The organism is Phaeobacter italicus (assembly GCF_001258055.1).
In the GTDB taxonomy this organism is placed as follows: Bacteria; Pseudomonadota; Alphaproteobacteria; order Rhodobacterales; family Rhodobacteraceae; genus Phaeobacter; species Phaeobacter italicus.
Genome location: NZ_CVRM01000032.1, coordinates 147440 through 171425 on the forward strand (window position 1 = coordinate 147440; position 23986 = coordinate 171425).

Sequence of the window (23986 nt, forward strand, 5' to 3'; positions counted from 1 at the left end):
CCTGAGAGGATAGGGATAACTTCTCATCAGTGGATATGTCACTTACCCCAAGTTCACCCCAAGGTTATCCCCGAATAAAACGCAAATAAAACACAGTGTTTTTTCCTTGTTTTTATGACCTCAACGCCAAGGGGCATCTTGTTTTGGGGGTAAAGCTGGAAAGTTTCCCACAGTGAGGATAAGCCAGTGGAAGAGTCACTTATCCACGGAAAAACAGGTGCTCTACTAAAACATCATCCTTTTAAAATCCTTTATTTTAAGGGGAGAGAGGGAACCGAGAGGCAAAGCCATGGATCTGACTGACCTGCTCTTTGAAATTTACCCATATGCCAAATCACTGCACATCATGGCGGTGATCAGTTGGATGGCAGGTCTGTTCTATCTGCCACGTCTCTTTGTCTATCACGTGGAACAGGCGCAGAAGGTCCCTGACAGTCTCCCCATCTTTGTCATGATGGAGGAGAAGCTGCTGCGCATCATCATGCGCCCAGCGATGATTGTAAGCTGGCTGGCAGGGGTGATTATGGTTCTGACCCCTGGTATCGTCGACTGGAGCTCTCTGTGGCCCTGGAGCAAGGGTCTGAGCGTTCTTGGCATGACCTGGTTCCAACACTGGCTTCTCGCCCGTCACAGAGAGTTTGCAGCGGGTGAGAATACACGAACCGGTCGACGCTATCGGATGATGAACGAAGTCCCGACGTTGCTGATGGTGGTCATCGTTATTTCGGTCATCTTCAAGTTCTGAGTGCGGATTTGACTCAGAAGAAGTGAGCGACTACATATCGACTCAAACGGGCCCGTCCGGGATTCCGTATCTTCCTTATTATATGTCACAGCTCTTCCCCCATCCTGCGGGAAGGAAAAAGGCCGTATATTTATGACCGAACAATCCCTGAACCTGTCTGACCTGAAGGCGAAGAGCCCAAAGGCGCTCCTGGCTATGGCCGAAGAGCTGGAAATCGAAAACGCCTCGACCATGCGCAAAGGCGAAATGATGTTCCAGATCTTGCGTGAACGCGCAGATGAAGGCTGGGACATTGGTGGCGACGGTGTGCTTGAGGTGCTGCAGGACGGTTTTGGCTTTCTGCGCTCGCCCGAAGCAAACTATCTGCCGGGTCCGGACGATATTTATGTCTCTCCCGAAATGATCCGCCAGTATTCGCTGCGGACCGGTGACACGGTTGAGGGGCAGATCAAGGCGCCGCTGGAGACAGAGCGTTACTTTGCCCTGACAAACGTGACCAAGATCAACTTTGAGGATCCGGAGAAAGCACGTCACAAGATTGCATTCGACAACCTGACACCGCTTTACCCGGATGAGCGCCTGAAGATGGAGATCGAAGATCCTACCATCAAGGACCGTTCCGCCCGTGTGATCGACCTGGTGGCACCAATCGGCAAAGGTCAGCGTTCGCTCATCGTGGCGCCGCCGCGGACTGGTAAAACCGTCATCCTTCAGAACATCGCCAATTCGATCGAAAAGAACCACCCAGAGTGCTATCTGATTGTTCTGCTGATCGATGAACGCCCGGAAGAGGTGACCGATATGCAGCGTTCGGTAAAGGGGGAGGTCGTGTCCTCTACCTTTGACGAACCGGCCACCCGCCACGTTGCCGTGTCCGAGATGGTGATCGAAAAAGCAAAGCGTCTGGTTGAACATAAACGAGATGTTGTGATCCTTCTCGACTCGATCACAAGACTTGGTAGGGCCTTCAACACTGTTGTCCCATCCTCGGGTAAGGTTCTGACCGGTGGTGTTGACGCCAATGCGCTGCAACGCCCCAAGCGTTTCTTTGGTGCGGCCCGGAATATCGAGGAAGGCGGCTCACTGACGATCATCGCAACCGCACTGATCGACACAGGCTCGCGCATGGATGAGGTGATCTTTGAGGAATTCAAAGGCACCGGTAACTCCGAGATCGTGCTGGATCGCAAGATTGCCGACAAACGCGTGTTCCCGGCCATCGACATCCTCAAGTCCGGTACCCGGAAAGAAGACTTGCTGGTCGATAAGGGTGATCTGGCCAAGACATTTGTCCTGCGCCGTATCCTCAACCCGATGGGCACCACAGACGCGATCGAGTTCCTGTTGTCTAAGTTGAAGCAAACAAAGACAAATTCTGAGTTCTTCGACTCCATGAATACCTAAATCAGACGGGCCGGCACGAAAGGAAGGTCATCTTATGGACACGATTTTTGCGCTGGCCTCCGCCCAAGGGAAGGCCGGCGTTTCTGTCATTCGGCTGTCCGGTCCTCAGGCGCTACCGACAGCTTCGAAAATCAGCGGTGGCGACCTCCCGACCGCCGGCCGCGCATTGCGCGTTTTGTCGGATCAATCTGGCGAGCGCATTGACGAAGCTCTTGTTCTTACCTTTTCAGGTCCGAACAGCTTTACCGGCGAAGATACTGTTGAATTTCAAGTACATGGCAGCACATCTGTCGTAAGTGCAATGCTCGCGTTGTTGGCTGAATTTGACGGGGTGCGCCTTGCAGATCCAGGTGAGTTCACGCGCCGGGCATTGGAGAACGGAAAGCTCGACCTGTCACAGGTCGAAGCCCTCGCTGACCTCATCGATGCAGAGACCGAGGCCCAACGCATTCAGGCACAAACTGTCCTTGCCGGCGGGTTGGGGGCGCTAGCCGAGCGTTGGCGCGTTGATCTGATCCGCGCCGCTTCCTTGATTGAAGTGACAATCGACTTTGCCGATGAAGAAGTGCCAGTAGATGTGACCGATGAAGTCACGGCGCTCTTGGCCGGCGTGGTTTCTGATCTTCAACCTCAGATCACAGGTGTTCAGATCGCTGAACGGATTCGAAGCGGTTTTGAGGTCGCGATTGTTGGCGCGCCCAACGTAGGTAAATCCACGCTGCTTAACGCTCTGGCCGGCCGCGAGGCCGCGATTACTTCGGAATATGCCGGCACCACCCGCGATGTGATCGAAGTGCGCATGGACCTTGCGGGTTTGCCGGTGACCTTGCTGGATACTGCCGGCCTGCGAGAAACCGATGACCATGTTGAAGGTATCGGTATTGAGTTGGCCAAAAAGCGTGCAGAAACCGCAGATCTCCGTGTATTCCTCGCGGAAGACCGGAACGATATCGACCTTCCGATACGGGAGCAGGATATCATGTTGAAGCCGAAAGCCGATCTTCTCTCTGGTGTACCGGGTGCGATTTCCGGAAAAACCGGGCAGGGGGTGGACGATCTGGTCAGGGAAATCGGGCGTATTCTCAAGGACCGAGCTGGGAAAGCTGGAATTGCGACACGCGCACGACATCGCGATGCGATGAAGGCGGCCTCTGACCGGTTGATGTCAGCTCAGGAAATCTTGAAACGCGGACCTGAGTTCTATGATATAGCAGCAGAAGATATGCGTTCCGCCATTAGATCGCTTGAAATGTTGGTCGGACGGGTGGGGGTAGAGAACCTCCTGGATGAGATCTTCTCGAGTTTCTGTTTGGGAAAATAAGGAGTGTTTCACGTGAAACATCCGAACTACGACGTCATTGTTGTCGGCGGCGGTCACGCTGGAACTGAGGCAGCACACGCCTCCGCCCGAATGGGTGCGCGGACTGCACTGGTCACCCTAACCAAGGACGGCATCGGTGTGATGTCCTGCAATCCTGCGATCGGTGGATTGGGTAAAGGGCATCTGGTCCGGGAAATTGATGCACTCGACGGTGTGATGGGTCGAGTAGCGGATAAAGCCGGCATTCAGTTTCGGCTTTTGAACCGTCGTAAAGGCCCTGCCGTGCAAGGCCCTCGCGCCCAATCTGATCGAAAGATCTATCGCAGAGAAATGCTTGCCGAGACCGAAGCGCAGGAGAACCTCGACATTGTTGCGGGAGAGGTTGTCGATTTCCTCATCACCGAGTCTACCATCCATGGTGTTCGCCTGGCCGATGATAGCGAGATATCGGCGAAGTCGGTCATCCTGACTTCAGGGACCTTCCTTCGCGGGGTCATTCATATCGGCGATGTGTCCAAGCCCGGTGGGCGCATGGGCGACAAGCCTTCGGTCCGTCTCGCGGAGAGATTGGACAGCTTCGAGCTGCCCTTGGGCAGGCTGAAAACAGGCACGCCACCCAGGCTTGATGGGCGCACAATCGCGTGGGACCAGCTGGACGCGCAACCGGGCGATGATGAACCGACGTTCTTCAGCTTTATGACCAACCAGCTGTACGCACCCCAGGTCGACTGCGGAATCACGCATACGAATGAAAAAACCCACGAGATCATCCGCCAGAATCTTGAGCGATCGGCGATGTATGGCGGCCATATTGAAGGGGTAGGTCCGCGCTACTGTCCATCGATCGAGGATAAGGTTGTCCGTTTTGCGGATAAGACAAGCCACCAAATCTTTCTGGAGCCCGAGGGAGCCGATGACCACACGGTTTATCCGAACGGTATCTCTACCAGTCTTCCCGTTGAAATTCAGGAGGCATATGTCCATTCCATCTTTGGGCTTGAAAAGGCCGAGATCCTGCAGCCGGGCTATGCGATTGAGTATGATTACGTCGACCCGCGGGCACTGGGGCTCGACCTTGGCTTGAAATCCCATACCGGTCTATATCTTGCGGGCCAGATCAATGGGACAACAGGATATGAGGAAGCAGCCGCCCAGGGTTTGGTGGCTGGCTTGAACGCCGCGCGCTTTGCGAAGGGGGAGGAGGCTCTGACTTTCAGCAGGTCGGAGAGCTATATTGGCGTTATGATCGATGACCTCACGACCAATGGCGTGACCGAACCCTATCGCATGTTCACCTCGCGCGCCGAGTTCAGGCTATCACTGCGTGCCGACAATGCCGATCAACGGCTGACCGGACTGGGCATCGAGATTGGATGTGTCGGAGAGCAGCGGAAGGTGGAGTTTTCTGAGAAAATGGAGAAACTCGATGCTGCGCGCGCGGTAATGGATGCTCGGACATTCACACCCAAGGAAGTGAATGCAGCAGGTATTGCCGTCAACCAAGATGGAAATAAGCGTACTGCGACCGATGTCCTTGCGTTCCCCGATGTGGGATTTGACGGCATTCTCCCGCTGCTGCCTGAGTTGACGACCTGTGAAGATCCCATTCGCCGCCAATTGGAACGCGATGCGCTTTATGCCAACTATATCACCCGGCAGAAACGCGAGATTGAGGCGTTGAAGCGCGATGAGGGGCACCACATTCCGCGCGACTTTTCTTATGATTTTGAGGGGCTTTCCAATGAACTCAAAGGAAAGCTGGAACGCGCTCGACCCGAAACGCTTGCTCAGGCAGGCCGGGTTGATGGGATGACCCCCGCGGCTTTGGCCTTGATTTTGGCCCGCTTGCGAAAGCGTACATCAGCGGGTCAGGAGAAGACTGCATAATGGACCGAGTTGAAATCGCGGGTGTGGATGTTTCACGTGAAACATACGACCGCCTGAAGCACTACGAATCTCTGGTTCAGAAGTGGTCCCCCAAGATCAACTTGGTGGCGAAAAGCACGCTTGAGGACGTATGGGAGCGCCACATCGTGGATTCTGTCCAGGTGTGCGATCTGGTTACCTTCCCAGAGACATGGGTGGATATCGGCAGTGGAGGTGGCTTTCCTGGTGTCGTTGTCGCGATCATTGCTGCGGAAAAGGCGCCGGACTGCCAAGTGACGCTCATTGAAAGCGATCAGCGAAAATGTGCGTTTCTTCGGACCGCGTTGCGCGAATGCGGGGTTAAGGGCAGGGTGATTTCCGACCGGATTGAGAAGGTTGCGCCGATGGGTGCTGGGGTTCTATCAGCCCGTGCCCTTGCTGATCTTAGTCTGCTGTTGGAATTTGCAGAAAGACATCTGTCCAAGGATGGTATCGCGCTGTTTTCAAAAGGGGTTCAGTGGAAAAAAGAAGTGGATAACGCAAGGAGCCAATGGCGTTTCGAGCTGGAATCCACTAATAGTTGGACTGAACCCGATGCGGTTGTTCTGAAGATTGAGGGAGTAGCGCGTGTCTGATCTGTCTCGGCCAACTGGGCCTCGCATTATCGCAGTTGCCAACCAAAAAGGTGGCGTTGGAAAGACAACAACCGCGATCAATCTTGCAGCTGGCCTGGTTGAATTGGGATATCGCGTACTTGTCGTTGATCTGGACCCGCAGGGGAATGCCTCTACCGGTTTGGGGATCGAGGCGAACGACCGCGCCAACACAACCTATGATCTGCTGATTGGCGATGTGGCTCTTCAAGATGTCATTCGCGAGACCGAAATTGAAGACCTGTGCATTATTCCGGCAACCGTCGATCTGAGCTCGGCTGATATTGAACTCTTCAGCAATGAAAAGCGCAGCTTTCTTTTGCACGATGCGCTGCGTCAGCCTGCAATGGACGAATACGACTGGGATTATGTCCTGATCGATTGCCCGCCTTCTCTGAACCTCCTGACTGTCAATGCGATGGTCGCGTCCCATTCCGTTCTGGTCCCGCTGCAAAGCGAGTTTTTTGCACTGGAAGGGGTGTCTCAGCTAATGCTGACCATTCGCGAAGTCCGGCAGACAGCCAACCCCAACCTTCGAATTGAGGGGATTGTTCTGACGATGTTTGATCGCCGGAACAATCTGTCCCAACAGGTTGAGCAGGACGCCCGCAGCCATTTGGGTGAGCTGGTGTTCGAAACAAAGATCCCGCGCAATGTGCGGGTGAGCGAAGCGCCTTCATACGCTTTGCCTGTGTTGAACTACGACACAAACTCTCTGGGGGCGAATGCATATCGTGCCCTGGCAGAAGAACTGATTGCGAGACATCAGAAACTCGCAGCCTAACAGCAGCATCTGGAGGCGCAGTAATGTCCGATAAGAAAAACAAACCCCGAGGATTGGGAAGAGGCTTGTCAGCTCTAATGGCCGATGTGAACCCGGAACCTGTCAGCACAGAAAAACAGGCAAACCGAAGCACCGAAGTTCTGGTGCCAATTGAAAAAGTTATCGCGAACCCGGATCAGCCGCGTCGCCAGTTCTTGCAGGAAGACCTGGACGATCTGACGGCCTCTATTCGGGAAAAGGGGGTGTTGCAGCCTCTGATCGTCCGTCCACGTCCTGGTGGGCAGTATGAGATCGTTGCAGGTGAACGCCGCTGGCGTGCCGCCCAGGGCGCGCAACTGCACGAAGTCCCCGTTATTATTCGTGACTATTCTGATGTAGAGATGATGGAAGTTGCCATCATCGAAAACATTCAGCGGTCTGACTTGAACGCTATGGAGGAAGCGCAGAGTTACAAGCAGCTGATGGACAAGTTTGGCCACACCCAAGAAAAAATGGCAGAAGCCCTTGGGAAGAGCCGTAGTCACATCGCAAACTTGGTTCGCCTTCTGCATCTTCCGGATGATGTTCAGACACTGGTCCAGGAACGTAAGCTGTCAGCCGGCCACGCACGTGCCCTCATCACTTCTGATAATGCGTCCGATCTTGCGAAAAAGATCGTCAAGGGCGGGCTGTCTGTGCGTGCGACCGAGGCGCTGGTGAAGAAGGACGCAGCGGGCCTTCAGACAGCGCAGGCGCGGTCTGCCAAAAAGCCGGCGGAAAAGGACGCCGACACCAGGGCGCTGGAGGGTGACCTCTCTGCTGCTTTGCGGATGAAGGTGTCGATTGACCACCGCGCTGGCGGGGAAAGCGGCACAGTCACGATCAGCTATTCGACTTTGGATGAACTGGACGATCTTTGCGGACGTCTTAGCCGTTAGGCCGGGTCCAGATAAAAACCATGACACCCCCAAGAACCACAAGCTGGATAACCAGCACGTGGCTGGGGGCTCCGAAAAGAACTGAGATCATGAATACGGCGGCGACTGATGCAGTTGCCGCCTTTTTTGCGGCCGGTCGAATGGCGCCGTGTTCGCGCCAATCCAGGATCATGGGGCCAAATATAGCGTGGCTGATCAGCCAGTTATGCATCCGCTCGGATGATTTTGCAAAAAAGAAGCTGGCCAGCAGAAGGAAAGGGACAGTTGGCAAGAGAGGTAGAGCGATACCAAGCAATGCTAGACCAACGCATAGCAGGCCGAGGCTGGCATAAAGGTATCGCATGAGGCTACTCCACCAACAACTCGCGCAGGATCGCGTTCAGAACGGCCCGACCATCATCTGTTGCAATCAATCGGTCGTCGCGTGTTTCGACCATCCCGAGGTCCACCAGATGTGCAATTCGGTCTGCAGGTAGGTCTTTACCCGATATATTGCGGTAACGACCCATATCCAGTCCTTCAACCAGTCGCATCCCCATCATTAGGAATTCGGCGCTGGCATCGTCCTTTGACAGCAGGGTGCGCTGTGCCTCGCCACTCCCCGAGATGACAGCCTCCATCCAGGCGCCGGGTTGGAGGTAGGTTTCGGTCGCGTAGCGGTCTCCGCCCAGGGTCAGACGGCCGTGGGCGCCGGGACCGACCCCGAGGTAATCACCATATCGCCAGTAGATCAGGTTGTGGCGAGATTCCGCGCCGGGACGTGCATGGTTGGAAACTTCATAAGCAGGGAGGCCATGTGCTTCGCAGATCTCTTGCGTCGCCAGATACATGTCTGCTGCATTGTCGTCGCTTGGCAGATCCCGCAGGGTGCCGCGTTCGTAGCGATCTCCAAAGGCGGTGCCAGCTTCGATTGTCAGTTGATACAGGGACAGATGATCAATCGCCATCGAAAGGGCATCATTTAGCTCAGCTTTCCAGGTCTCGATCGTCTGACCCTGGCGGGCGTAAATCAGGTCAAAACTGACCCTATCAAAGCAGTTTCGAGCCACATCAAAGGCTGCGCGCGCCTCTGAGACACTGTGCATTCGGCCCAGTCGGCGCAGATCTTCATCGTTCAAGGCCTGAACACCCATAGAGATCCGGTTTACGCCGGCATCCCGATAACCCACAAAGCGACCAGCCTCGACAGAGGTCGGATTTGCTTCAAGTGATATCTCTATGTCATTGGAAAAAGGCCATATTTCCCGTGCAGCGTCGATGACAGTCGCAACTGTGTCGGGATGCATGAGGGAAGGGGTGCCACCGCCAAAGAAAATCGTGTTCAGCACCCGGCCAGACAGCTGGGGTGCGGCACGGAGCAGTTCCCGGCGGTAAGCTTCGGCCCATTTTGTCTGGTCTATCCGGGCTGTGACGTGGCTATTGAAATCGCAATAGGGGCATTTGGCCTGACAAAACGGCCAGTGCACATACAGCCCAAATCCCCCGTTGCGCCAATCATCCACCGAAACAGGCCTCGACGAATTTTGCCACTGCCTGACCACGGTGGCTGATCTTGTTCTTTTCCCAGCGATCCATTTCCGCGCAGGTCTGTTCGTGACCGTCGGGCTGGAACATCGGATCGTAGCCAAACCCATCTTTTCCGCGAATGGGCCAAACAAGCTGCCCGGGCATCACGCCTTCGAACACTTCGTCATGGCCATCGGGCCACGCAAGGACGAGCGTACAGCGAAATTGTGCGTGGCGCGGGTAGGGCGCGTTCTTGGCTTCAAGCTCGGTATGGGCGCGGGTCATGGCCATCATGAAATCCCGACCATTGCCCGTTTCTGCCCAGTCAGCAGTATAGACGCCGGGGGCGCCATCCAGGGCATCTATGGTGATGCCAGAGTCATCCGACAGGGCCGGCAGTCCGGTTGCCTTTGCCGCTGCGTGGGCCTTGATACGTGCGTTGCCGACAAAGGTATCTTCGGTTTCTTCTGGCTCGGGCAGGTTCATTTCACCGGCACCAACAACCGTCACTCCAAAGGGTTGGAGGAGATGAGTCATCTCCTCCAGTTTGCCCTTGTTGTGGGTCGCGACCAGCAGCCGGTCTCCCTCAAACTTGCGGGTCATGCGCACGCGGCCTTCTGGATTTCGGCCAGTTCGGCGGTTCCTTTGGTTGCCAGATCCATCAGTTCGTTCATCTGATCGCGGCTGAAGACAGAGCCTTCTGCAGACATCTGGACTTCGATCAGTTTGCCCGATCCCGTCATGATGAAGTTTCCATCAACCCCCGCTTCGGAGTCTTCAGGATAGTCGAGATCAAGAACTGGCTGGCCGGCGTAGATTCCGCAAGAGACAGCGGCAACCGGATCAACCAGCGGATCGATCGTCACGTCGCCGGCTTTCATCAGTTTGTTCACCGCAAGGCGCAGCGCAACCCAACCACCAGTGATCGACGCACAACGGGTGCCGCCGTCGGCCTGCAGAACATCACAGTCGATGCTGATCTGACGTTCACCAAGGGCGACACGGTCAACTCCCGCACGCAGGGCACGGCCGATCAGGCGCTGAATTTCCACGGTGCGCCCACCTTGTTTGCCCATCGCGGCCTCGCGGCGCATGCGGGTGTTGGTTGCGCGCGGCAGCATGCCATATTCTGCGGTGACCCAGCTAAGGCCGGTGCCCTTGATAAAGGGGGGGACACGATCTTCGATGGTGGCGGTACACAGAACGTGGGTGTCACCCATCTTGATCAGACAGGATCCCTCGGCGTGTTTGGTGAAGCCTGTTTCGATGGAAACGGCGCGCATTTGGTTCAGATCTCGTCCAGAGGGTCGCATTGGTCATCCTTTGTTTGCTTACCCATCGGGATAGCGTCCGCAGGGATGGCGATGCAAGCAAGATTGACCTTTTGGTCCTGCGCTCTTTAATGACGGGGAACGGGGCGGGACGTGATCCCTTGCAGAACCTGACGGATGACCACAAATATAGGCCGATGAGCAACACGACCGATATCCTCAAGGACCTGAATGACCGCTCGCGGGATGTGTTTCGCGCGGTTGTTGAGTCCTATCTGGAAAATGGCGACCCGGTTGGCAGCCGTACGCTGACACGTTCCCTGAACGAGAAGGTGAGCGCAGCAACCGTGCGCAATGTGATGCAGGATCTGGAGTATCTTGGCCTGTTGAACAGTCCCCATACCAGCGCCGGCCGCGTGCCAACGCAGATGGGGCTGCGGATGTTCGTGGACGGCTTGCTTGAGGTCGGCGATCTGAACGTGCAGGACCGCCAGAAAATAGACGAGACGATGGGCGGAAATACGTCTGGTGTCGGCAGCATGTTGGATCGCGTCGGCGCTGCCTTGTCGGGCGTGACACAGGGCGCCTCCCTCGTTCTGACCCCGAAGCACGAGGCTGAGATCCGGCATATCGAGTTCGTCACCCTGGGCCACGATCGGGCGCTGGTCGTCCTGGTGTTTTCCGACGGCCACGTGGAAAACCGGCTGTTCAAGCCGCCACCAGGTCAGACGCCCAGCTCTATGCGTGAGGCAGCGAACTTTCTGAATGCGCTGATCGAGGGTCGCACCCTCAGCGATGTGCGCGGCGTCATTCAGGAAGAAATCAAGGCGCGCCAGCAGCAGATCGACGGCCTTGCCCGTGAAATGATCGAGAGTGGTCTTGCCGCTTGGGAGGATGAGGGAACAGATGCTGCGCGTCTGATCGTGCGGGGACGGGCGAATCTGCTTGCCGAAGCAGGCGCCGCAGAAGAGTTGGACCGCATCCGGAACCTGTTTGATGATCTGGAACGCAAGCGGGATATCGAAGAGTTTCTTCAGCTGACCGAAGATGGCGAAGGTGTGCGCATTTTTATCGGCTCAGAGAACAAACTTTTTTCACTTTCGGGTTCCTCTTTGGTGGTCTCTCCCTATATGAACGCGGATCGAAAGATCATTGGTGCGGTGGGCGTGATTGGCCCGACCCGCCTGAATTACGGCCGGATCGTGCCGATTGTGGACTATACGGCGCAACTGGTCGGGAAGCTGCTTTCCGACCGGAGTTAGAGGTGAAATATGGCAGAGCCCAAGAACGACGATTTTTTGGACGACATCACAGAAGCCGAAGCAGAAGAGCTCTCTGCGCAGACTGAAGAATTCGACGATGTCGCGCTGGAGCTGGACAGCCTGCGTGCCGAGCGCGATGAGCTGAAAGACCGTTTCATGCGCGCGCTTGCCGATGCGGAAAATGCCCGCAAGCGTGGCGACAAGGCCCGCCGTGAAGCAGAGCAATACGGTGGCTCCAAATTGGCACGCGACATGCTGCCGGTCTATGACAACATGAAACGCGCGGTAGAGGCCGCCACCGATGAACAGCGCGAAGTTTCTGCCGCGCTGATCGAAGGTGTCGAGCTGACCATGCGCGCCCTGCTGGGTGTGTTCGAAAAGCACGGCATGCAGGTGATCGCACCGGAAGTTGGTGACAAATTCGACCCTCAGGTTCACGAGGCCATGTTCGAAGCCCCGGTGCCAGGCACAAAAGCCGGCGACATCATTCAGGTTTCGGCCGAAGGGTTCATGCTCCACGACCGTTTGCTGCGCCCGGCGCAGGTTGGCGTGTCCTCGACCCCGGCAAGCTGATCGATGTAGCAGATGGGCCTGATGGCCCATGCCTGCGGCGCGAGTATTTATGGAAAGATGACAGGCGGCCTCCCGAAATCATTGGGGGGCCGCTTTTTCGTGTCAAACGTGGATCAGTCGATCGCTTCCTTGAGCCGGTACAGGGCTTCCAGGGCTTCGCGCGGGGACAGGTCATCCGGGTGGATTTCCGACAACAGCTTTTCCACGGGGGAGGGGCCTGCCGCCGGACGAGGCTGTGGCGCAGGTGCGGCAGCAAACAATGGCAAATCGTCGATCTGGATTTTTCCGCCGCCGCTGCGGCTTCCTTCTTCCAGCATGTCGAGCACATCGCGCGCTCTGGCGACGACGCTGGCGGGGAGGCCGGCAAGCTGAGCGACCTGCACCCCGTAGGATCGATCTGCGGCCCCCTTCTTGACCTCGTGCAGGAAGATCACCTCGCCCTCCCATTCCTTGACGGATACGGTGGCGTTTTCCACGCCGGCGAGTTTGCCGGCGAGCTGGGTCAGTTCGTGGTAGTGGGTCGCAAACAAGGCCCGCGCGCGGTTGACCTCGTGCAGATGTTCGAGCGTTGCCCAAGCGATGGACAGACCGTCGTAGGTGGCCGTGCCACGGCCGATCTCGTCGAGAATAACCAAGGCCCGATCATCTGCCTGATTGAGAATTGCAGCGGTTTCCACCATTTCGACCATGAAGGTCGACCGTCCGCGGGCAAGGTCATCAGAGGCGCCAACGCGGCTGAAAAGCTGGCTGATGAGTCCGATATGGGCCTTGTCGGCGGGAACGTAGCTGCCCATCTGAGCCAAAAGCGCGATCAGGGCGTTCTGGCGCAGAAAGGTCGATTTACCAGCCATGTTGGGACCGGTTAGCAGCCAGACCGCGGCCGCACCGTCATTGGCGGTCAAGCCACAATCATTTGCCACGAATGCGTTGCCGCCCTGCTGGCGCAGCGCCTGTTCCACGACTGGATGGCGTCCACCGGTGATGTCAAAGGCACGGGAATTGTCGACAGTCGGGCGTTGCCAGTTTTCACCGCGGGCGAGATCACCCAATGCCGTAACGAGATCCAGTTCAGCCAATCCGCGCGCCGCCCCGTTCAGAGCCCCCGCTTCGGCCAGAATAGCGTCTGAAAGCCTTGTGTAGAGCCGTTTTTCAATCTCAAGCGCAAGGTTGCCAGCATTGAGGATCCGGGTTTCGATCTCGCTCAGCTCTACGGTGGTGAAACGCACCTGGTTCGCCGTGGTCTGACGGTGGATATATGTCTCTGACAGAGGAGCAGAGAGCATTTTTTCAGCGTGTGTGGCGGTGGTTTCGATGAAGTAGCCCAGCACGTTGTTGTGCTTGATCTTCAATGAGGTGATGCCGGTGTGATCAGAGTATTTCTTTTGCAGTGCTGCAATCACGGATCGGCCTTCGTCGCGCAGGGTGCGGGCCTCGTCCAACTCGCTGTCGTAGCCTTCCGCGATGAAACCGCCATCGCGGGCCAAGAGTGGTGGCTCTGCGATCAGGGCTGCATCAAGTAGCGGCAGGAGCGCGTCGAAACCGGTCAGCGCGGTCAGTGCCTCGTGCAAAAGGGGCGGCATGTTCTGACCCGAGCAGAGGTCAGAGATCGCCTCGGCCTGGATCAATGTGTTGCGCACGGCTGCAAGATCGCGGGGTCCACCGCGTTCCAGGGCGAGGCGCGACAACGCGCGATCAAGATCAGGTGTTTTGCGAAGCGCCGCGCGCAGATCAGAGGAGAGCTGGGTCTGCTCTACTGCAAAGTCGAGGGCTGCCAGCCGGGTCTGGATGACATCCAGATTTCGGGAAGGGCTGGAGAGACGTTGTTCCAAAAGCCGCGCGCCGGCCGGTGTGACCGTCCGATCCACAACCGACAACAGCGAGCCGGCCCGACCCCCGCTAAGGGATCTGGTCAGTTCCAGATTGCGACGGGTGGCTGCATCGATCTGCACCACGCGGTCTTCGGCTTCCTGTACTGGGGGCTGGAGCAGCGGCAGTTTGCCTTTCTGGGTGATCTCAAGATAGTCGATCACGGCACCCATGGCGGAAATTTCAGCACGGCTGAAGGTGCCAAACGCTTCGAGGGTCGACACTTTGAACAGCTCGCAGACCCGTTTCTCGGCTGCGGTGCTGTCAAAGCTGGATTTCGCGAGTGGTGTGAGCGGGATCTGGTGATCGTCTGCGATCGGGCGCAGCTGGTCGAGACAGGGGCCGTCCGGCACCAAGAGCTCTGACGGGGCGAGGCGGGCGAGTTCGGGTGAGACACGGACGCGGGCGATAGGCATCACGTGGAACGCACCGGTTGAAATATCTGCCCAGGCAATCGCCGCCTCATCGCGCAGTTCGCAATAGGCCGTGAGAAAGTTGTGCCGCCGGGCTTCCAGCAGGGAATCCTCGGTGATGGTGCCGGGGGTGACCAGCCGCACCACATCGCGTTTCACAACCGATTTGGATCCGCGTTTCTTGGCTTCAGCCGGGCTTTCCAGCTGCTCGCCAACTGCGACGCGAAATCCTTTTCGGATCAGGGTCAGCAGATAGCCTTCGGCGGAATGAACGGGCACGCCACACATCGGGATGTCATTGCCATCGTGCTTGCCCCGTTTGGTCAGCGCGATGTCCAGTGCTTCGGCAGCGTTTACGGCGTCCTCAAAGAACATCTCGTAGAAATCGCCCATGCGATAAAACAAGAGAGCATCCGGGTACTGCGCCTTGATGTCGAGGTATTGGGCCATCATGGGCGTGACTGTGGACAAAGTTCGGCTCCGTTTGTGGGGGATTTGATTGGCGCGACCTTACAAATCAGGCGACTGCGACGAAAGGTGAAAACGCAACTTCGTTGAGAAGGATCGCGCGCTGGGCTATGACGCTTGGGAGAGAGAGAGGACACCACCCCCGATGCCCAAAGCCAAGATTACCAACGAAGAGGCGCTTGCCTTCCACCTGGAGCCAACACCCGGCAAATGGGAGATCAATGCGACGGTCCCCATGACCACGCAGCGCGATCTGTCGCTTGCCTATTCCCCCGGTGTTGCCGTCCCCTGCGAAGCGATCGCGGAAAACCCCGAAACAGCCTATGATTACACCAACAAGGGCAACCTGGTTGCGGTGATCTCCAACGGGACAGCTGTTCTGGGTCTTGGCAATTTGGGGGCGCTGGGCTCCAAGCCGGTGATGGAGGGCAAATCTGTCCTGTTCAAGCGGTTTGCCGATGTGAATTCCATCGATATTGAGCTGGATACCGAGGATCCGGATGAGTTCATCAAAGCCGTGCGTTTGATGGGTCCGACGTTTGGCGGCATCAATCTTGAGGATATCAAGGCGCCTGAATGTTTCATCATTGAACAGCGTCTCAAGGAAGAGATGGATATTCCTGTCTTCCATGACGACCAGCACGGCACTGCTGTGATCTGTGCGGCGGGTTTGATCAACGCGCTGCATATTTCCGGCAAGAAGATCGAGGATGTGAAGATCGTTCTCAATGGTGCGGGGGCCGCCGGCATTGCCTGCATTGAATTGCTGAAAGCGATGGGCGCCCGGCATGAGAACTGCATCGTCTGTGACACCAAAGGGGTGATTTTCCAGGGCCGTACCGAGGGTATGAACCAGTGGAAATCAGCCCATGCTGTCAAGACTGAGCTGCGCACGCTGGAAGAGGCGATGAAGGATGCCGATGTGTTCCTTGGCGTTTCGGTCAAAGGGGCGGTTACGCAGGACATGGTGAAATCCATGGCCGACAATCCGGTGATCTTTGCCATGGCCAACCCCGATCCGGAGATCACCCCGGAAGAAGCGCATGAAGTGCGCGTTGACGCCATCGTGGCCACCGGCCGGTCGGATTATCCGAACCAGGTCAACAACGTTCTGGGCTTTCCCTATTTGTTCCGGGGGGCGCTGGATATCCATGCCCGCGCCATCAACGACGAGATGAAGATTGCCTGTGCCCATGCGCTGGCGCGTCTTGCGCGTGAGGATGTTCCGGATGAGGTGGCGCTTGCCTATGGCAAATCCCTGTCCTTTGGGCGGGACTACATCATCCCGACCCCGTTTGACCCGCGTCTGATCCATCGCATCCCGCCGGCCGTTGCCAAGGCGGGAATGGACACTGGCGTTGCACGCCGTCCAATCATCGATATGGATGCCTATGAACATGGTCTGCGGGGACGGATGGATCCGACGCAGTCGGTTCTGCGGGGCCTGAATGCCCGTGCTCGGGCAGCGCAGTCGCGGATGATTTTTGCCGAAGGAGATGATCCTCGTGTTCTGCGCGCGGCGGTGATGTATCAGCGCTCTGGTTTTGGTAAGGCGCTGGTTGTGGGGCGTCCGGATGATGTGCGCAGCAAACTGGACGCCGCCGGCATGGGGGATGCCGTGCGCGAGCTGGAGATCGTCAATGCTGCGAATACCCAGCATTTCGAGACCTACAAGGACTTTCTCTATAACCGGCTGAACCGCAAGGGGTTTGACCGAAAGGACATTCACCGCCTGGTCGGTCGTGACAGGCACGTGTTTTCTGCCTTGATGCTGGCGCATGGTCATGGGGATGGTCTGGTCACTGGTGCAACCCGCAAGTCGGCGCATGTTCTGGATCGGATCAACCACGTCTTTGACGCCGACGCCGATAACGGATCTGCAGGCGTGACCGCGCTGCTGCACAATGGCCGTATCGTGTTGATCGGGGATACGCTGGTTCACGAATGGCCTGATGAGAATGATCTGGCCAACATTGCTGAACATGCCGCCGGTGTTGCCCGCCACATGGGGCTTGAGCCTCGCGTGGCTTTTGTCAGCTTCTCGACCTTTGGGTATCCGGTATCTGAGCGGGCCGAAAAGATGCATATCGCGCCCACCGTGCTTGATCAGCGCGGCGTTGATTTCGAATATGAAGGCGAGATGACGGTGGATGTGGCATTGAATGCCAAGGCGCAGGAAGCATATCCGTTCCAGCGCCTGACCGGTCCGGCCAATATTTTGATTGTTCCAGCCCGCCACTCAGCGTCGATTTCGGTCAAGCTGATGCAGGAAATGGGCGGTGCGACCGTTGTTGGCCCGATCTTGTCAGGGGTCGATAAGCCGATCCAGATCTGCTCTACCACGTCGACCGCAAATGACATTCTGAACATGGCGGTTCTGGCCGCCTGCAATATCGGGTGAACTGATGGCAATCTGGAATCTGGGCTCTATCAATGCCGACATGATCTATGCACTGCCGCATATGCCGCAGCCGGGGGAAACCCTCGCTGCGGATGGGTTGGAGCAGTTTCTGGGCGGGAAGGGTGCGAATATGTCGGTCGCAGCCGCCCGCGCAGGCAGTCATGTCTGCCACCTTGGGGCGATTGGTCCCGAAGGGGCCTGGGCAGTCACGCGGATGTTGGAATATGGCGTGGATACACGCCATATCGCGCGGCTTGATGTGCCGACCGGTCACGCGATCATCGCTGTTGATCCCAGCGGTGAAAACCAGATCATCCTGTTTCCCGGCGCGAACCGTCAGATCACCGAGGATCAGGTTGGCGCCGCCTTGTCCAGTGCCAGTGCCGGGGACATTCTGGTTATGCAGAACGAAACAAACATGCAGGCCGAGGCGGCCCGGATGGGACGGGACCTGGGGCTGAAGGTCGCCTATGCAGCGGCGCCCTTTAATGCTGAAGCGGTGCAGGCTGTTTTGCCCTATCTCGATTATCTGTTTCTCAATGAGGTCGAGGCAGAGCAGCTTCAGCAGGCGACAGGCAAGACAGCTGATGCGCTTGGCGTGGCAGATGTCATTGTGACCCTTGGGTCAAAAGGTGCGCGCCACTACGACACGAAGGCGGGCACGATGCAGGAGGTTGCGGCCCATAAGGTGACGCCAGTGGATACAACCGGCGCAGGCGATACCTTTACGGGCTATGTGCTTGCCTCGTTGGATCGGGGGTTGCCGATGGCGCAAGCGTTGGCCCAGGCAAACCGTGCAGCGGCGCTGATGGTAACGCGCAAGGGGACCGCAGATGTGATCCCTGATCTGAAAGAGGTCCAGGACGCCACGTTCTGATGCAGAGCCAAAACCAGACATGAACACACCAAAAAGGGCGCGGGTTTACCGCGCCCTTTCAGGTACTGTTCCGGGTGCTCTTAGTGCCCTTTGGCAAAAGGTGCGGCATCGCCCCAAAGTTGCGCGACGCGCGCATCACGGCCGCAGGCTGCGCGATAGCGTTTGTAGGCCTCTGACTGACGTTTCGGGCCAAAGCGGGTGAAAACCAGTTTTGTACCCTTGTAGTAGTCTTGGTGATAGGCCTCTGCCGGATAAAACCGGCCTGCGTTCAGAATTGGGGTCACGATGGGTTGCCCAAGATCCGCTTGCGCCTGAGCCTTTGCAGCTTCGGCAAGAGACTTTTCGCCCTTGTTAGAGACGAATATGGCGGTGCGGTAGCTGTCGCCACGGTCACAGAACTGACCACCAGGGTCTGTTGGGTCAACCGATCGCAGAAAGAGGTTCAGCAGGTGTGCGCGGGTGACCTGTGTGGGATCAAAATGGATCTGGACCGCCTCATAATGGCCGGTGCCGCCGCCTGTCACCTGTTTATAGGTCGGGGACTCGGTTGTGCCGCCAGTGTAGCCGGAAATAACAGAGCGCACGCCATCAACGCCTTCGAAGTCGCTTTCTACACACCAGAAACACCCGCCTGCGACAGTCAGGGTCTCTGTGGTCTGTGCGTGGGCCTCATGCCCCTTGAGTGCGGCTGCGAGCAGCATGAAAAGGGTCAGGAAAATCGGTTTCACGGTATCTTTGGAACGCATCTTGTCCTCCATTCAACGCTACCCTGACCCTAAGGGACGCGAGTCTCAATGCGGTGTCATCGTTTGTCACGGATAGGTGAGGATGGGTGAGGGGAAGTTACCGCTTGGAAATTGGATCCAATCCTTCTAGCGTGCCGCCACAGGAGGACCCCATGAGCGAAAAAATGAGCACGCATCAGGCGCAGGAAGATCAGCGGAACGAAGACATCCTGATCTATCTGAACGGCGAAATCGTCCCCAAGGCAGAAGCGAAAGTCAGTGTCTATGACAGCGGTTTCATGCTTGGTGATGGAGTCTGGGAGGGCCTGAGGCTCTACAATGGAACCTGGGCGTTTGTGGGGGAGCATCTGGACCGGCTGTTTGAAGCGGCCAAGGCGATTGATCTGGATATCGGCAAGAGCCGGGACGAGGTAATGCAGGCGATCCTGGACACGCAGGCCGCGAACAACATGACCACAGATGCCCATGCCCGGCTGATGGTGACGCGGGGTGTGAAAACGCGGCCCTTCCAACATCCTTTGCTGTCGCAGCAGGGGCCGACTTTCACCATTATCATGGAACATTCCCGCCCGAACCTGCCGCGGCCGATCCGTCTTGCGACGGTGCCGCATCTGCGGGGCCTGCCGATGACCCAGGATCCCAAGCTGAACTCACACTCCAAACTGAACTGCATTCTTGCCTGTATCGCCGCTGAGAAAGCCGGTGCTGATGAAGGTCTGATGCTGGATGTGAATGGGTTTGTGAATACGACCAACGCCTGTAACTTCTTCATCGTCCGCAAGGGGGAAGTTTGGACCTCGACCGGTGATTACTGCATGAACGGGATCACCCGGCAAAAGGTGATCGATCTGTGTCGTGCCAACGATATCCCGGTGTTTGAACGGAATTATTCCCTTGTCGATACATATGGCGCTGACGAGGCGTTTCTGACGGGCACGTTTGGGGCGCAGACGCCCGTGGGAGAAATTGACGGCCGGCAGATCGGTGATGGTCAGATGGGTCCGATGACAGAGCGGATCCGAGGGTTGTACAAGGACCTGATCGCGCAGGAGTGTGCCTGATGCGAATTGCCATGTGGTCAGGGCCGCGCAACCTCTCGACGGCGATGATGTACGCCTTTGGCAACCGGGGCGACTGCGCGGTTGTGGATGAGCCGTATTATGCGGCTTATCTGGCGATGACGGGACTGAATCATCCCATGCGGGCCGAGGTGCTGGACAGCCAGCCCCAGGACCCGGAAAAAGTCGCCGCAGCCCTATTGGGCCCGGTTCCCGCAGCAAAGCCGTTTTACTATCAAAAGCACATGACGCAGCACATGATTGATGGTGTGCCGCGGGACTGGATGCGGGAGGTGACGAATGTCTTTCTGATCCGCCATCCCGCCCGTGTTATCGCATCCTACGGCGCGAAACGGGAGAATCCGACGTTAGAGGATATCGGATTTCGTCAGCAGGCAGAGCTGTTTGATCTGGTGGCAAGCTGGGGGCAGAAGCCCGTTGTGATCGACAGTCATGACATTCGCGAGGATCCGGCTGGGAAACTGGAACAGTTGTGCGATGCGATTGGCGTGCCCTTTTCGCCAAAAATGCTCAGCTGGCCGCAGGGAGGGCACAAGGATGACGGTGTTTGGGCCGCGCATTGGTATGGCGCGGTCTGGCAATCAACGGGGTTCGCTGGACCTGAGGGGCCGCTGCCGGAGGTGCCGGAGCATCTTCAGTCGGTGCTGGAAGACGCCCTGCCGTTTTACGAGCGCCTGAAAGCCGTCAAGATCTGAGAGGCAGGGGGCGCTGCCCCCTCACGCCTGCGGCGTTCACCCCCGGAGTATTTGGAGAAAGATGACGGGCAGGTCAGCCGATCAGCTTGCCTAGTTTCATGGCGACACCCATGTCGCCAGAGATTTTCAACTTGCCCATCATGACACCTGTCATAGGGTTGAGTTTTCCGGTCAGCAGTTTTTTCAGGTTATCGGTGCTGATGCGAATGGTGCAATCGGTGTCGCGATCCGTTGTGCTGGCCGTGCCATCGGCAAGGACAATCACGCCGTCGTTGCCACAGTCGAATTTCAGGCTGCCGTCAAAGCTCTTGCCTTGGAGCCCGTCCTGAATGCCATTGGCCAATGATTGAAGTGGCATGTGTCCTCCCCCGGATGTGCCATCTGCATGACGCCGAGGGTTAGGCAGGCGGAGACTGTCGGGCAAGGGTGACCCAAGGGGAGGCTGCCAAAAACGCGCCGTTACTGGCACCAGAGCGGATCGGAGGGACTGCGCAGAGGGGGGCGCAGCTGATCAGGCCAGGGCTTTGAGTGTCAGTGGACAGGGCTTGCCATCATAGAAGGTTGCAAGAATTGTCGAGAATTGCCTTGGGGCGTCAGGGACGGCTGCGAACAACGTCATGGAAGAGCGCAGCTTTTTTGCATCCGTGTTGCCAAGGATGGCATCGGCCCCTTTGTCTGCGTGAGACAGCATCAGGTCGCTGACCTCAACCAGACGGGTGCGCAATAGTTCGTGTTCAAGGTAGGCTTTGGCTTCGGCCAGGTCTTCGATACCGTAGAGCTGCGCCATATGCGATTGGCCGAGTTCGGCCAGTTGGGGAAAGACGAACCACATCCAGTGGCTCGTCTTTTTACCGTTTTTCAGTTCACTCAGAACATCCGCCCAGACGGTGTCCTGAGCCTCGACGAACATCTCGAGCTCTTCTGCGAAATCGTCTTCGAAGTCGCTGTCGATATCGTCGTAGTCGCTCATTTTTTCAGGCGACGGTCACGAGCAGCCAGAAGCTTCAGGCGCAGCGCGTTCAGCTGGATGAAGCCAGCGGCGTCTTCCTGGTTATAGGCGCCTGCATCTTCTTCGAAGGTCACATGTGCCTCGGAGTAGAGCGAATGTTCGGAATCGCGCGCCACCACAAAGACAGAGCCCTTGTAGAGCTTCAGGGTGACGGTGCCGGTTACATGCTCTTGGCTCTTGTCGATCAGCGCCTGCAGCATCTCACGTTCCGGGCTGTACCAGAAACCGTTGTAGATCAGCTCTGCATAGCGCGGCATGATCGAATCCTTCAGGTGACCTGCGCCACTGTCCAGAGTGATCTGTTCAATGCCACGGTGCGCCTGCAGAAGGATGGTGCCACCGGGCGTTTCGTAGATGCCGCGGGACTTCATGCCGACAAAGCGATTTTCCACGAAATCAAGACGGCCGATGCCATGCTTGCGACCGTATTCATTCAGAGCCGTCAGAATGGTTGCGGGGCTCATTGCCTCGCCGTTGATCGATACGGCGTCGCCTTTTTCAAAGCCAACGGTGATGATTTCGGGGGTGTCCGGTGCGTCCTCGGGGTTGACGGTGCGCTGGTAGACGTAATCCGGTGCCTGTTCTGCGGGGTCTTCCAGGACCTTGCCCTCGGACGAGGTGTGCAGGAGGTTTGCATCAACCGAGAAGGGCGCTTCGCCGCGCTTGTCCTTGGCGATCGGAATCTGATGTTGTTCAGCAAACTCGATCAGCTTGGTCCGGCTGGAGAGATCCCATTCGCGCCAGGGGGCGATGACCTTGATGTCGGGGTTCAGCGCATAGGCGGCCAGTTCGAAACGCACCTGGTCGTTGCCCTTGCCGGTGGCACCGTGTGCAACAGCGTCAGCACCGGTTTCAGCAGCGATTTCCACCAGACGTTTGGAGATCAGCGGGCGCGCAATGGAGGTGCCGAGCAGATACTCGCCCTCGTAAAGAGCGTTGCCACGGAACATCGGGAATACGAAATCGCGCACAAATTCTTCGCGGACGTCTTCGATGTAGATGTTTTCGGGTTTGATCCCGAGCATCTCTGCCTTTTTGCGGGCCGGGTCCAGTTCCTCGCCCTGGCCGAGATCGGCCGTAAAGGTGACAACCTCGCAGCCGTATTCGGTCTGCAGCCATTTCAGGATGATCGATGTATCAAGGCCGCCGGAGTAGGCCAGCACAACTTTCTTGGGCGCGGACATGGGATTTCCTCTTGATCAGAACGCCAGCGGCCTATCCGGTTTTTACCGGAAGGGCAAGGTTTTCCCCATATCGGAACCGGGACTTTGACATTATGGTCGCGATGATTGACTGACGTAGTATTTGGAGCAAGATGACAGTGATCGGCTGGAAGCTATTTATCCACTCTGTGAACATGGTTCTTCACAACATTCCACAGTTGCTGCGGATCTTTCTTGTGCCCGCGCTGATAGCGTTGGCGATCGCCTATTTGGCCATTGGTGGCCTGCTTGGCGATGTCGGACTTCAGGCGCGAGGGTTTGACGGCGACATGTTCTTTTCAGTTCTCTGGCGCATCGTTGGACTGTGGCTGGTGATTGGACTGATTGGCGCGTGGACCGTGGTGGCCTGGCATCGCTACGTCCTACTGGAAGAACATCCGCAGGGGTGGATTCCAGCTTTGCACAAGGCGGAGATGGGCAACTATATCTTGGGTCTGATCAAGCTGTTTTTAATCGGAATTCTGTTCTACTCTGTCTTGGCATTTATCGGGCCTGCATTCGTCCAGAGTTTCGGGATGGTTGGCCTGTACCTGTTGTTGGCCGCTGGCGGGCTGATTGCGATATTCATGTTCAGGTTTGCCTTGGTCCTGCCGGCGGCGGCGCTTGGAAAACCTATTGGTGTGAGCGAGTCATCGGCACTGACGACCGGTGCATTTGGTACGTTGTTCGTGCTCGGTGTTTGTCTTTTTGGTCTGCAGCTCGTGGCCGAACTGATCCTGTTCCTTGTGGCTGATGCTGTGCTTATCGCGATGGTTCTTGACATAGCCTTCTCTGTTGTGCTTGCGGTCTTGAATATCAGCGCTCTCACCACGCTTTACGGCTACTACGTCGAGAAACGGCCGATCTGATCGGCGGTATTCTTCAGTATGCTTTGACCTTGCCCCCTTGTCTTGGGGGCGGGGTTGGG

At 57.1% G+C, this 23986-nt stretch carries 23 protein-coding genes; 14 read left to right on the forward strand and 9 right to left on the reverse strand.

Annotated features, from left to right (window positions below; genetic code table 11):
- The first annotated feature begins 289 nt into the window (after positions 1–289).
- The 7 genes from NIT7645_RS14295 to NIT7645_RS14325 all read left to right on the forward strand — a co-directional run bounded on the left by NIT7645_RS14295 (position 290) and on the right by NIT7645_RS14325 (position 7690).
- Positions 290–745, forward strand: a complete 456-nt coding sequence (locus NIT7645_RS14295) for a CopD family protein (protein ID WP_050687330.1) — start codon at positions 290–292, stop codon at positions 743–745.
- Between the two features lie 132 nt (positions 746–877).
- Positions 878–2149 (forward strand): transcription termination factor Rho, encoded by a 1272-nt coding sequence (gene rho / locus NIT7645_RS14300; protein ID WP_008562590.1) that lies wholly within the window; start codon positions 878–880, stop codon positions 2147–2149.
- A 34-nt stretch (positions 2150–2183) separates the two neighbouring features.
- Entirely contained in the window at positions 2184–3470 is a 1287-nt protein-coding gene (mnmE, locus tag NIT7645_RS14305) for a tRNA uridine-5-carboxymethylaminomethyl(34) synthesis GTPase MnmE (protein WP_050687331.1), read from the forward strand.
- 12 nt (positions 3471–3482) lie between these two features.
- Positions 3483–5357 (forward strand): tRNA uridine-5-carboxymethylaminomethyl(34) synthesis enzyme MnmG, encoded by a 1875-nt coding sequence (mnmG, locus tag NIT7645_RS14310; protein ID WP_050687333.1) that lies wholly within the window; start codon positions 3483–3485, stop codon positions 5355–5357.
- Positions 5357–5971 (forward strand): 16S rRNA (guanine(527)-N(7))-methyltransferase RsmG, encoded by a 615-nt coding sequence (rsmG, locus tag NIT7645_RS14315; protein ID WP_050687335.1) that lies wholly within the window; start codon positions 5357–5359, stop codon positions 5969–5971. The genes mnmG and rsmG overlap by 1 nt, the downstream gene beginning before the upstream one ends.
- The gene (locus NIT7645_RS14320; RefSeq protein ID WP_046211461.1) at positions 5964–6773 is read left to right on the forward strand and encodes a ParA family protein; all 810 of its coding nucleotides are present in this window, start codon (positions 5964–5966) and stop codon (positions 6771–6773) included. The genes rsmG and NIT7645_RS14320 overlap by 8 nt, the downstream gene beginning before the upstream one ends.
- 23 nt (positions 6774–6796) lie before the next feature.
- Positions 6797–7690, forward strand: a complete 894-nt coding sequence (locus NIT7645_RS14325; RefSeq protein ID WP_037302621.1) for a ParB/RepB/Spo0J family partition protein — start codon at positions 6797–6799, stop codon at positions 7688–7690.
- Here NIT7645_RS14325 and NIT7645_RS14330 read toward each other — a convergent pair.
- Genes NIT7645_RS14330 through rph form a run of 4 tightly spaced genes read right to left on the reverse strand, consistent with a single transcriptional unit; the run spans position 7680 to position 10509 of the window.
- A complete protein-coding gene (locus tag NIT7645_RS14330) occupies positions 7680–8033 on the reverse strand; it encodes a YbaN family protein (protein ID WP_008560067.1) in 354 nt (117 codons plus the stop codon). The two genes, NIT7645_RS14325 and NIT7645_RS14330, sit on opposite strands and share 11 nt — an antisense overlap.
- Before the next feature lie 4 nt (positions 8034–8037).
- A complete protein-coding gene (hemW, locus tag NIT7645_RS14335; protein ID WP_050687336.1) occupies positions 8038–9192 on the reverse strand; it encodes a radical SAM family heme chaperone HemW in 1155 nt (384 codons plus the stop codon).
- The gene (gene rdgB / locus NIT7645_RS14340; RefSeq protein ID WP_050687338.1) at positions 9185–9799 is read right to left on the reverse strand and encodes an RdgB/HAM1 family non-canonical purine NTP pyrophosphatase; all 615 of its coding nucleotides are present in this window, start codon (positions 9797–9799) and stop codon (positions 9185–9187) included. The genes hemW and rdgB overlap by 8 nt, the downstream gene beginning before the upstream one ends.
- Complete coding sequence (gene rph / locus NIT7645_RS14345; protein ID WP_050687341.1) at positions 9796–10509, reverse strand: ribonuclease PH; 714 nt, start codon at positions 10507–10509, stop codon at positions 9796–9798. Before rph ends, rdgB begins: the two co-directional genes overlap by 4 nt.
- A gap of 155 nt (positions 10510–10664) precedes the next feature.
- Between rph and hrcA the strand changes: the two genes are divergently transcribed.
- Both hrcA and NIT7645_RS14355 read left to right on the forward strand, forming a co-directional pair.
- Positions 10665–11729 carry a heat-inducible transcriptional repressor HrcA gene (hrcA, locus tag NIT7645_RS14350; RefSeq protein WP_037303021.1) on the forward strand — a complete coding sequence of 355 codons (1065 nt, stop codon included), beginning with the start codon at positions 10665–10667 and terminating at the stop codon, positions 11727–11729.
- A 9-nt stretch (positions 11730–11738) separates the two neighbouring features.
- Positions 11739–12302, forward strand: a complete 564-nt coding sequence (locus NIT7645_RS14355) for a nucleotide exchange factor GrpE (RefSeq protein ID WP_008559732.1) — start codon at positions 11739–11741, stop codon at positions 12300–12302.
- Positions 12303–12415: 113 nt separating this feature from the next.
- Here NIT7645_RS14355 and mutS read toward each other — a convergent pair whose 3' ends face one another.
- Entirely contained in the window at positions 12416–15034 is a 2619-nt protein-coding gene (gene mutS, locus NIT7645_RS14360) for a DNA mismatch repair protein MutS (RefSeq protein WP_173644440.1), read from the reverse strand.
- Between the two features lie 160 nt (positions 15035–15194).
- On the opposite strand from mutS, the gene NIT7645_RS14365 reads away from it, so the two are divergent.
- Both NIT7645_RS14365 and NIT7645_RS14370 read left to right on the forward strand, forming a co-directional pair.
- Complete coding sequence (locus NIT7645_RS14365; RefSeq protein ID WP_008560909.1) at positions 15195–17450, forward strand: NADP-dependent malic enzyme; 2256 nt, start codon at positions 15195–15197, stop codon at positions 17448–17450.
- Positions 17451–17454: 4 nt separating this feature from the next.
- Positions 17455–18327, forward strand: a complete 873-nt coding sequence (locus tag NIT7645_RS14370; protein WP_050687345.1) for a ribokinase — start codon at positions 17455–17457, stop codon at positions 18325–18327.
- An 80-nt stretch (positions 18328–18407) separates the two neighbouring features.
- Here NIT7645_RS14370 and msrA read toward each other — a convergent pair whose 3' ends face one another.
- Positions 18408–19073, reverse strand: coding sequence for a peptide-methionine (S)-S-oxide reductase MsrA (gene msrA, locus NIT7645_RS14375; protein WP_037303022.1), 666 nt, complete (start codon positions 19071–19073; stop codon positions 18408–18410).
- Positions 19074–19225: 152 nt separating this feature from the next.
- Here msrA and NIT7645_RS14380 point away from each other — a divergent pair, with 152 nt between their 5' ends.
- The gene (locus NIT7645_RS14380) at positions 19226–20134 is read left to right on the forward strand and encodes a D-amino acid aminotransferase (protein WP_050687347.1); all 909 of its coding nucleotides are present in this window, start codon (positions 19226–19228) and stop codon (positions 20132–20134) included.
- A complete protein-coding gene (locus tag NIT7645_RS14385) occupies positions 20134–20847 on the forward strand; it encodes a sulfotransferase-like domain-containing protein (protein WP_050687350.1) in 714 nt (237 codons plus the stop codon). The genes NIT7645_RS14380 and NIT7645_RS14385 overlap by 1 nt, the downstream gene beginning before the upstream one ends.
- A gap of 73 nt (positions 20848–20920) precedes the next feature.
- On the opposite strand, the gene NIT7645_RS14390 is transcribed toward NIT7645_RS14385, so the two are convergent.
- The 3 genes from NIT7645_RS14390 to NIT7645_RS14400 form a co-directional block, all read right to left on the reverse strand.
- Positions 20921–21205 carry an SCP2 sterol-binding domain-containing protein gene (locus tag NIT7645_RS14390; RefSeq protein WP_008560213.1) on the reverse strand — a complete coding sequence of 95 codons (285 nt, stop codon included), beginning with the start codon at positions 21203–21205 and terminating at the stop codon, positions 20921–20923.
- 153 nt (positions 21206–21358) lie between these two features.
- Positions 21359–21817, reverse strand: a complete 459-nt coding sequence (locus NIT7645_RS14395; protein ID WP_050687352.1) for a DUF1810 domain-containing protein — start codon at positions 21815–21817, stop codon at positions 21359–21361.
- The gene (locus NIT7645_RS14400) at positions 21814–23040 is read right to left on the reverse strand and encodes an argininosuccinate synthase (RefSeq protein ID WP_008559277.1); all 1227 of its coding nucleotides are present in this window, start codon (positions 23038–23040) and stop codon (positions 21814–21816) included. The genes NIT7645_RS14395 and NIT7645_RS14400 overlap by 4 nt, the downstream gene beginning before the upstream one ends.
- 131 nt (positions 23041–23171) lie before the next feature.
- Between NIT7645_RS14400 and NIT7645_RS14405 the strand changes: the two genes are divergently transcribed.
- A complete protein-coding gene (locus tag NIT7645_RS14405) occupies positions 23172–23927 on the forward strand; it encodes a hypothetical protein (protein WP_242656110.1) in 756 nt (251 codons plus the stop codon).
- The last annotated feature ends 59 nt before the right edge of the window (positions 23928–23986 follow it).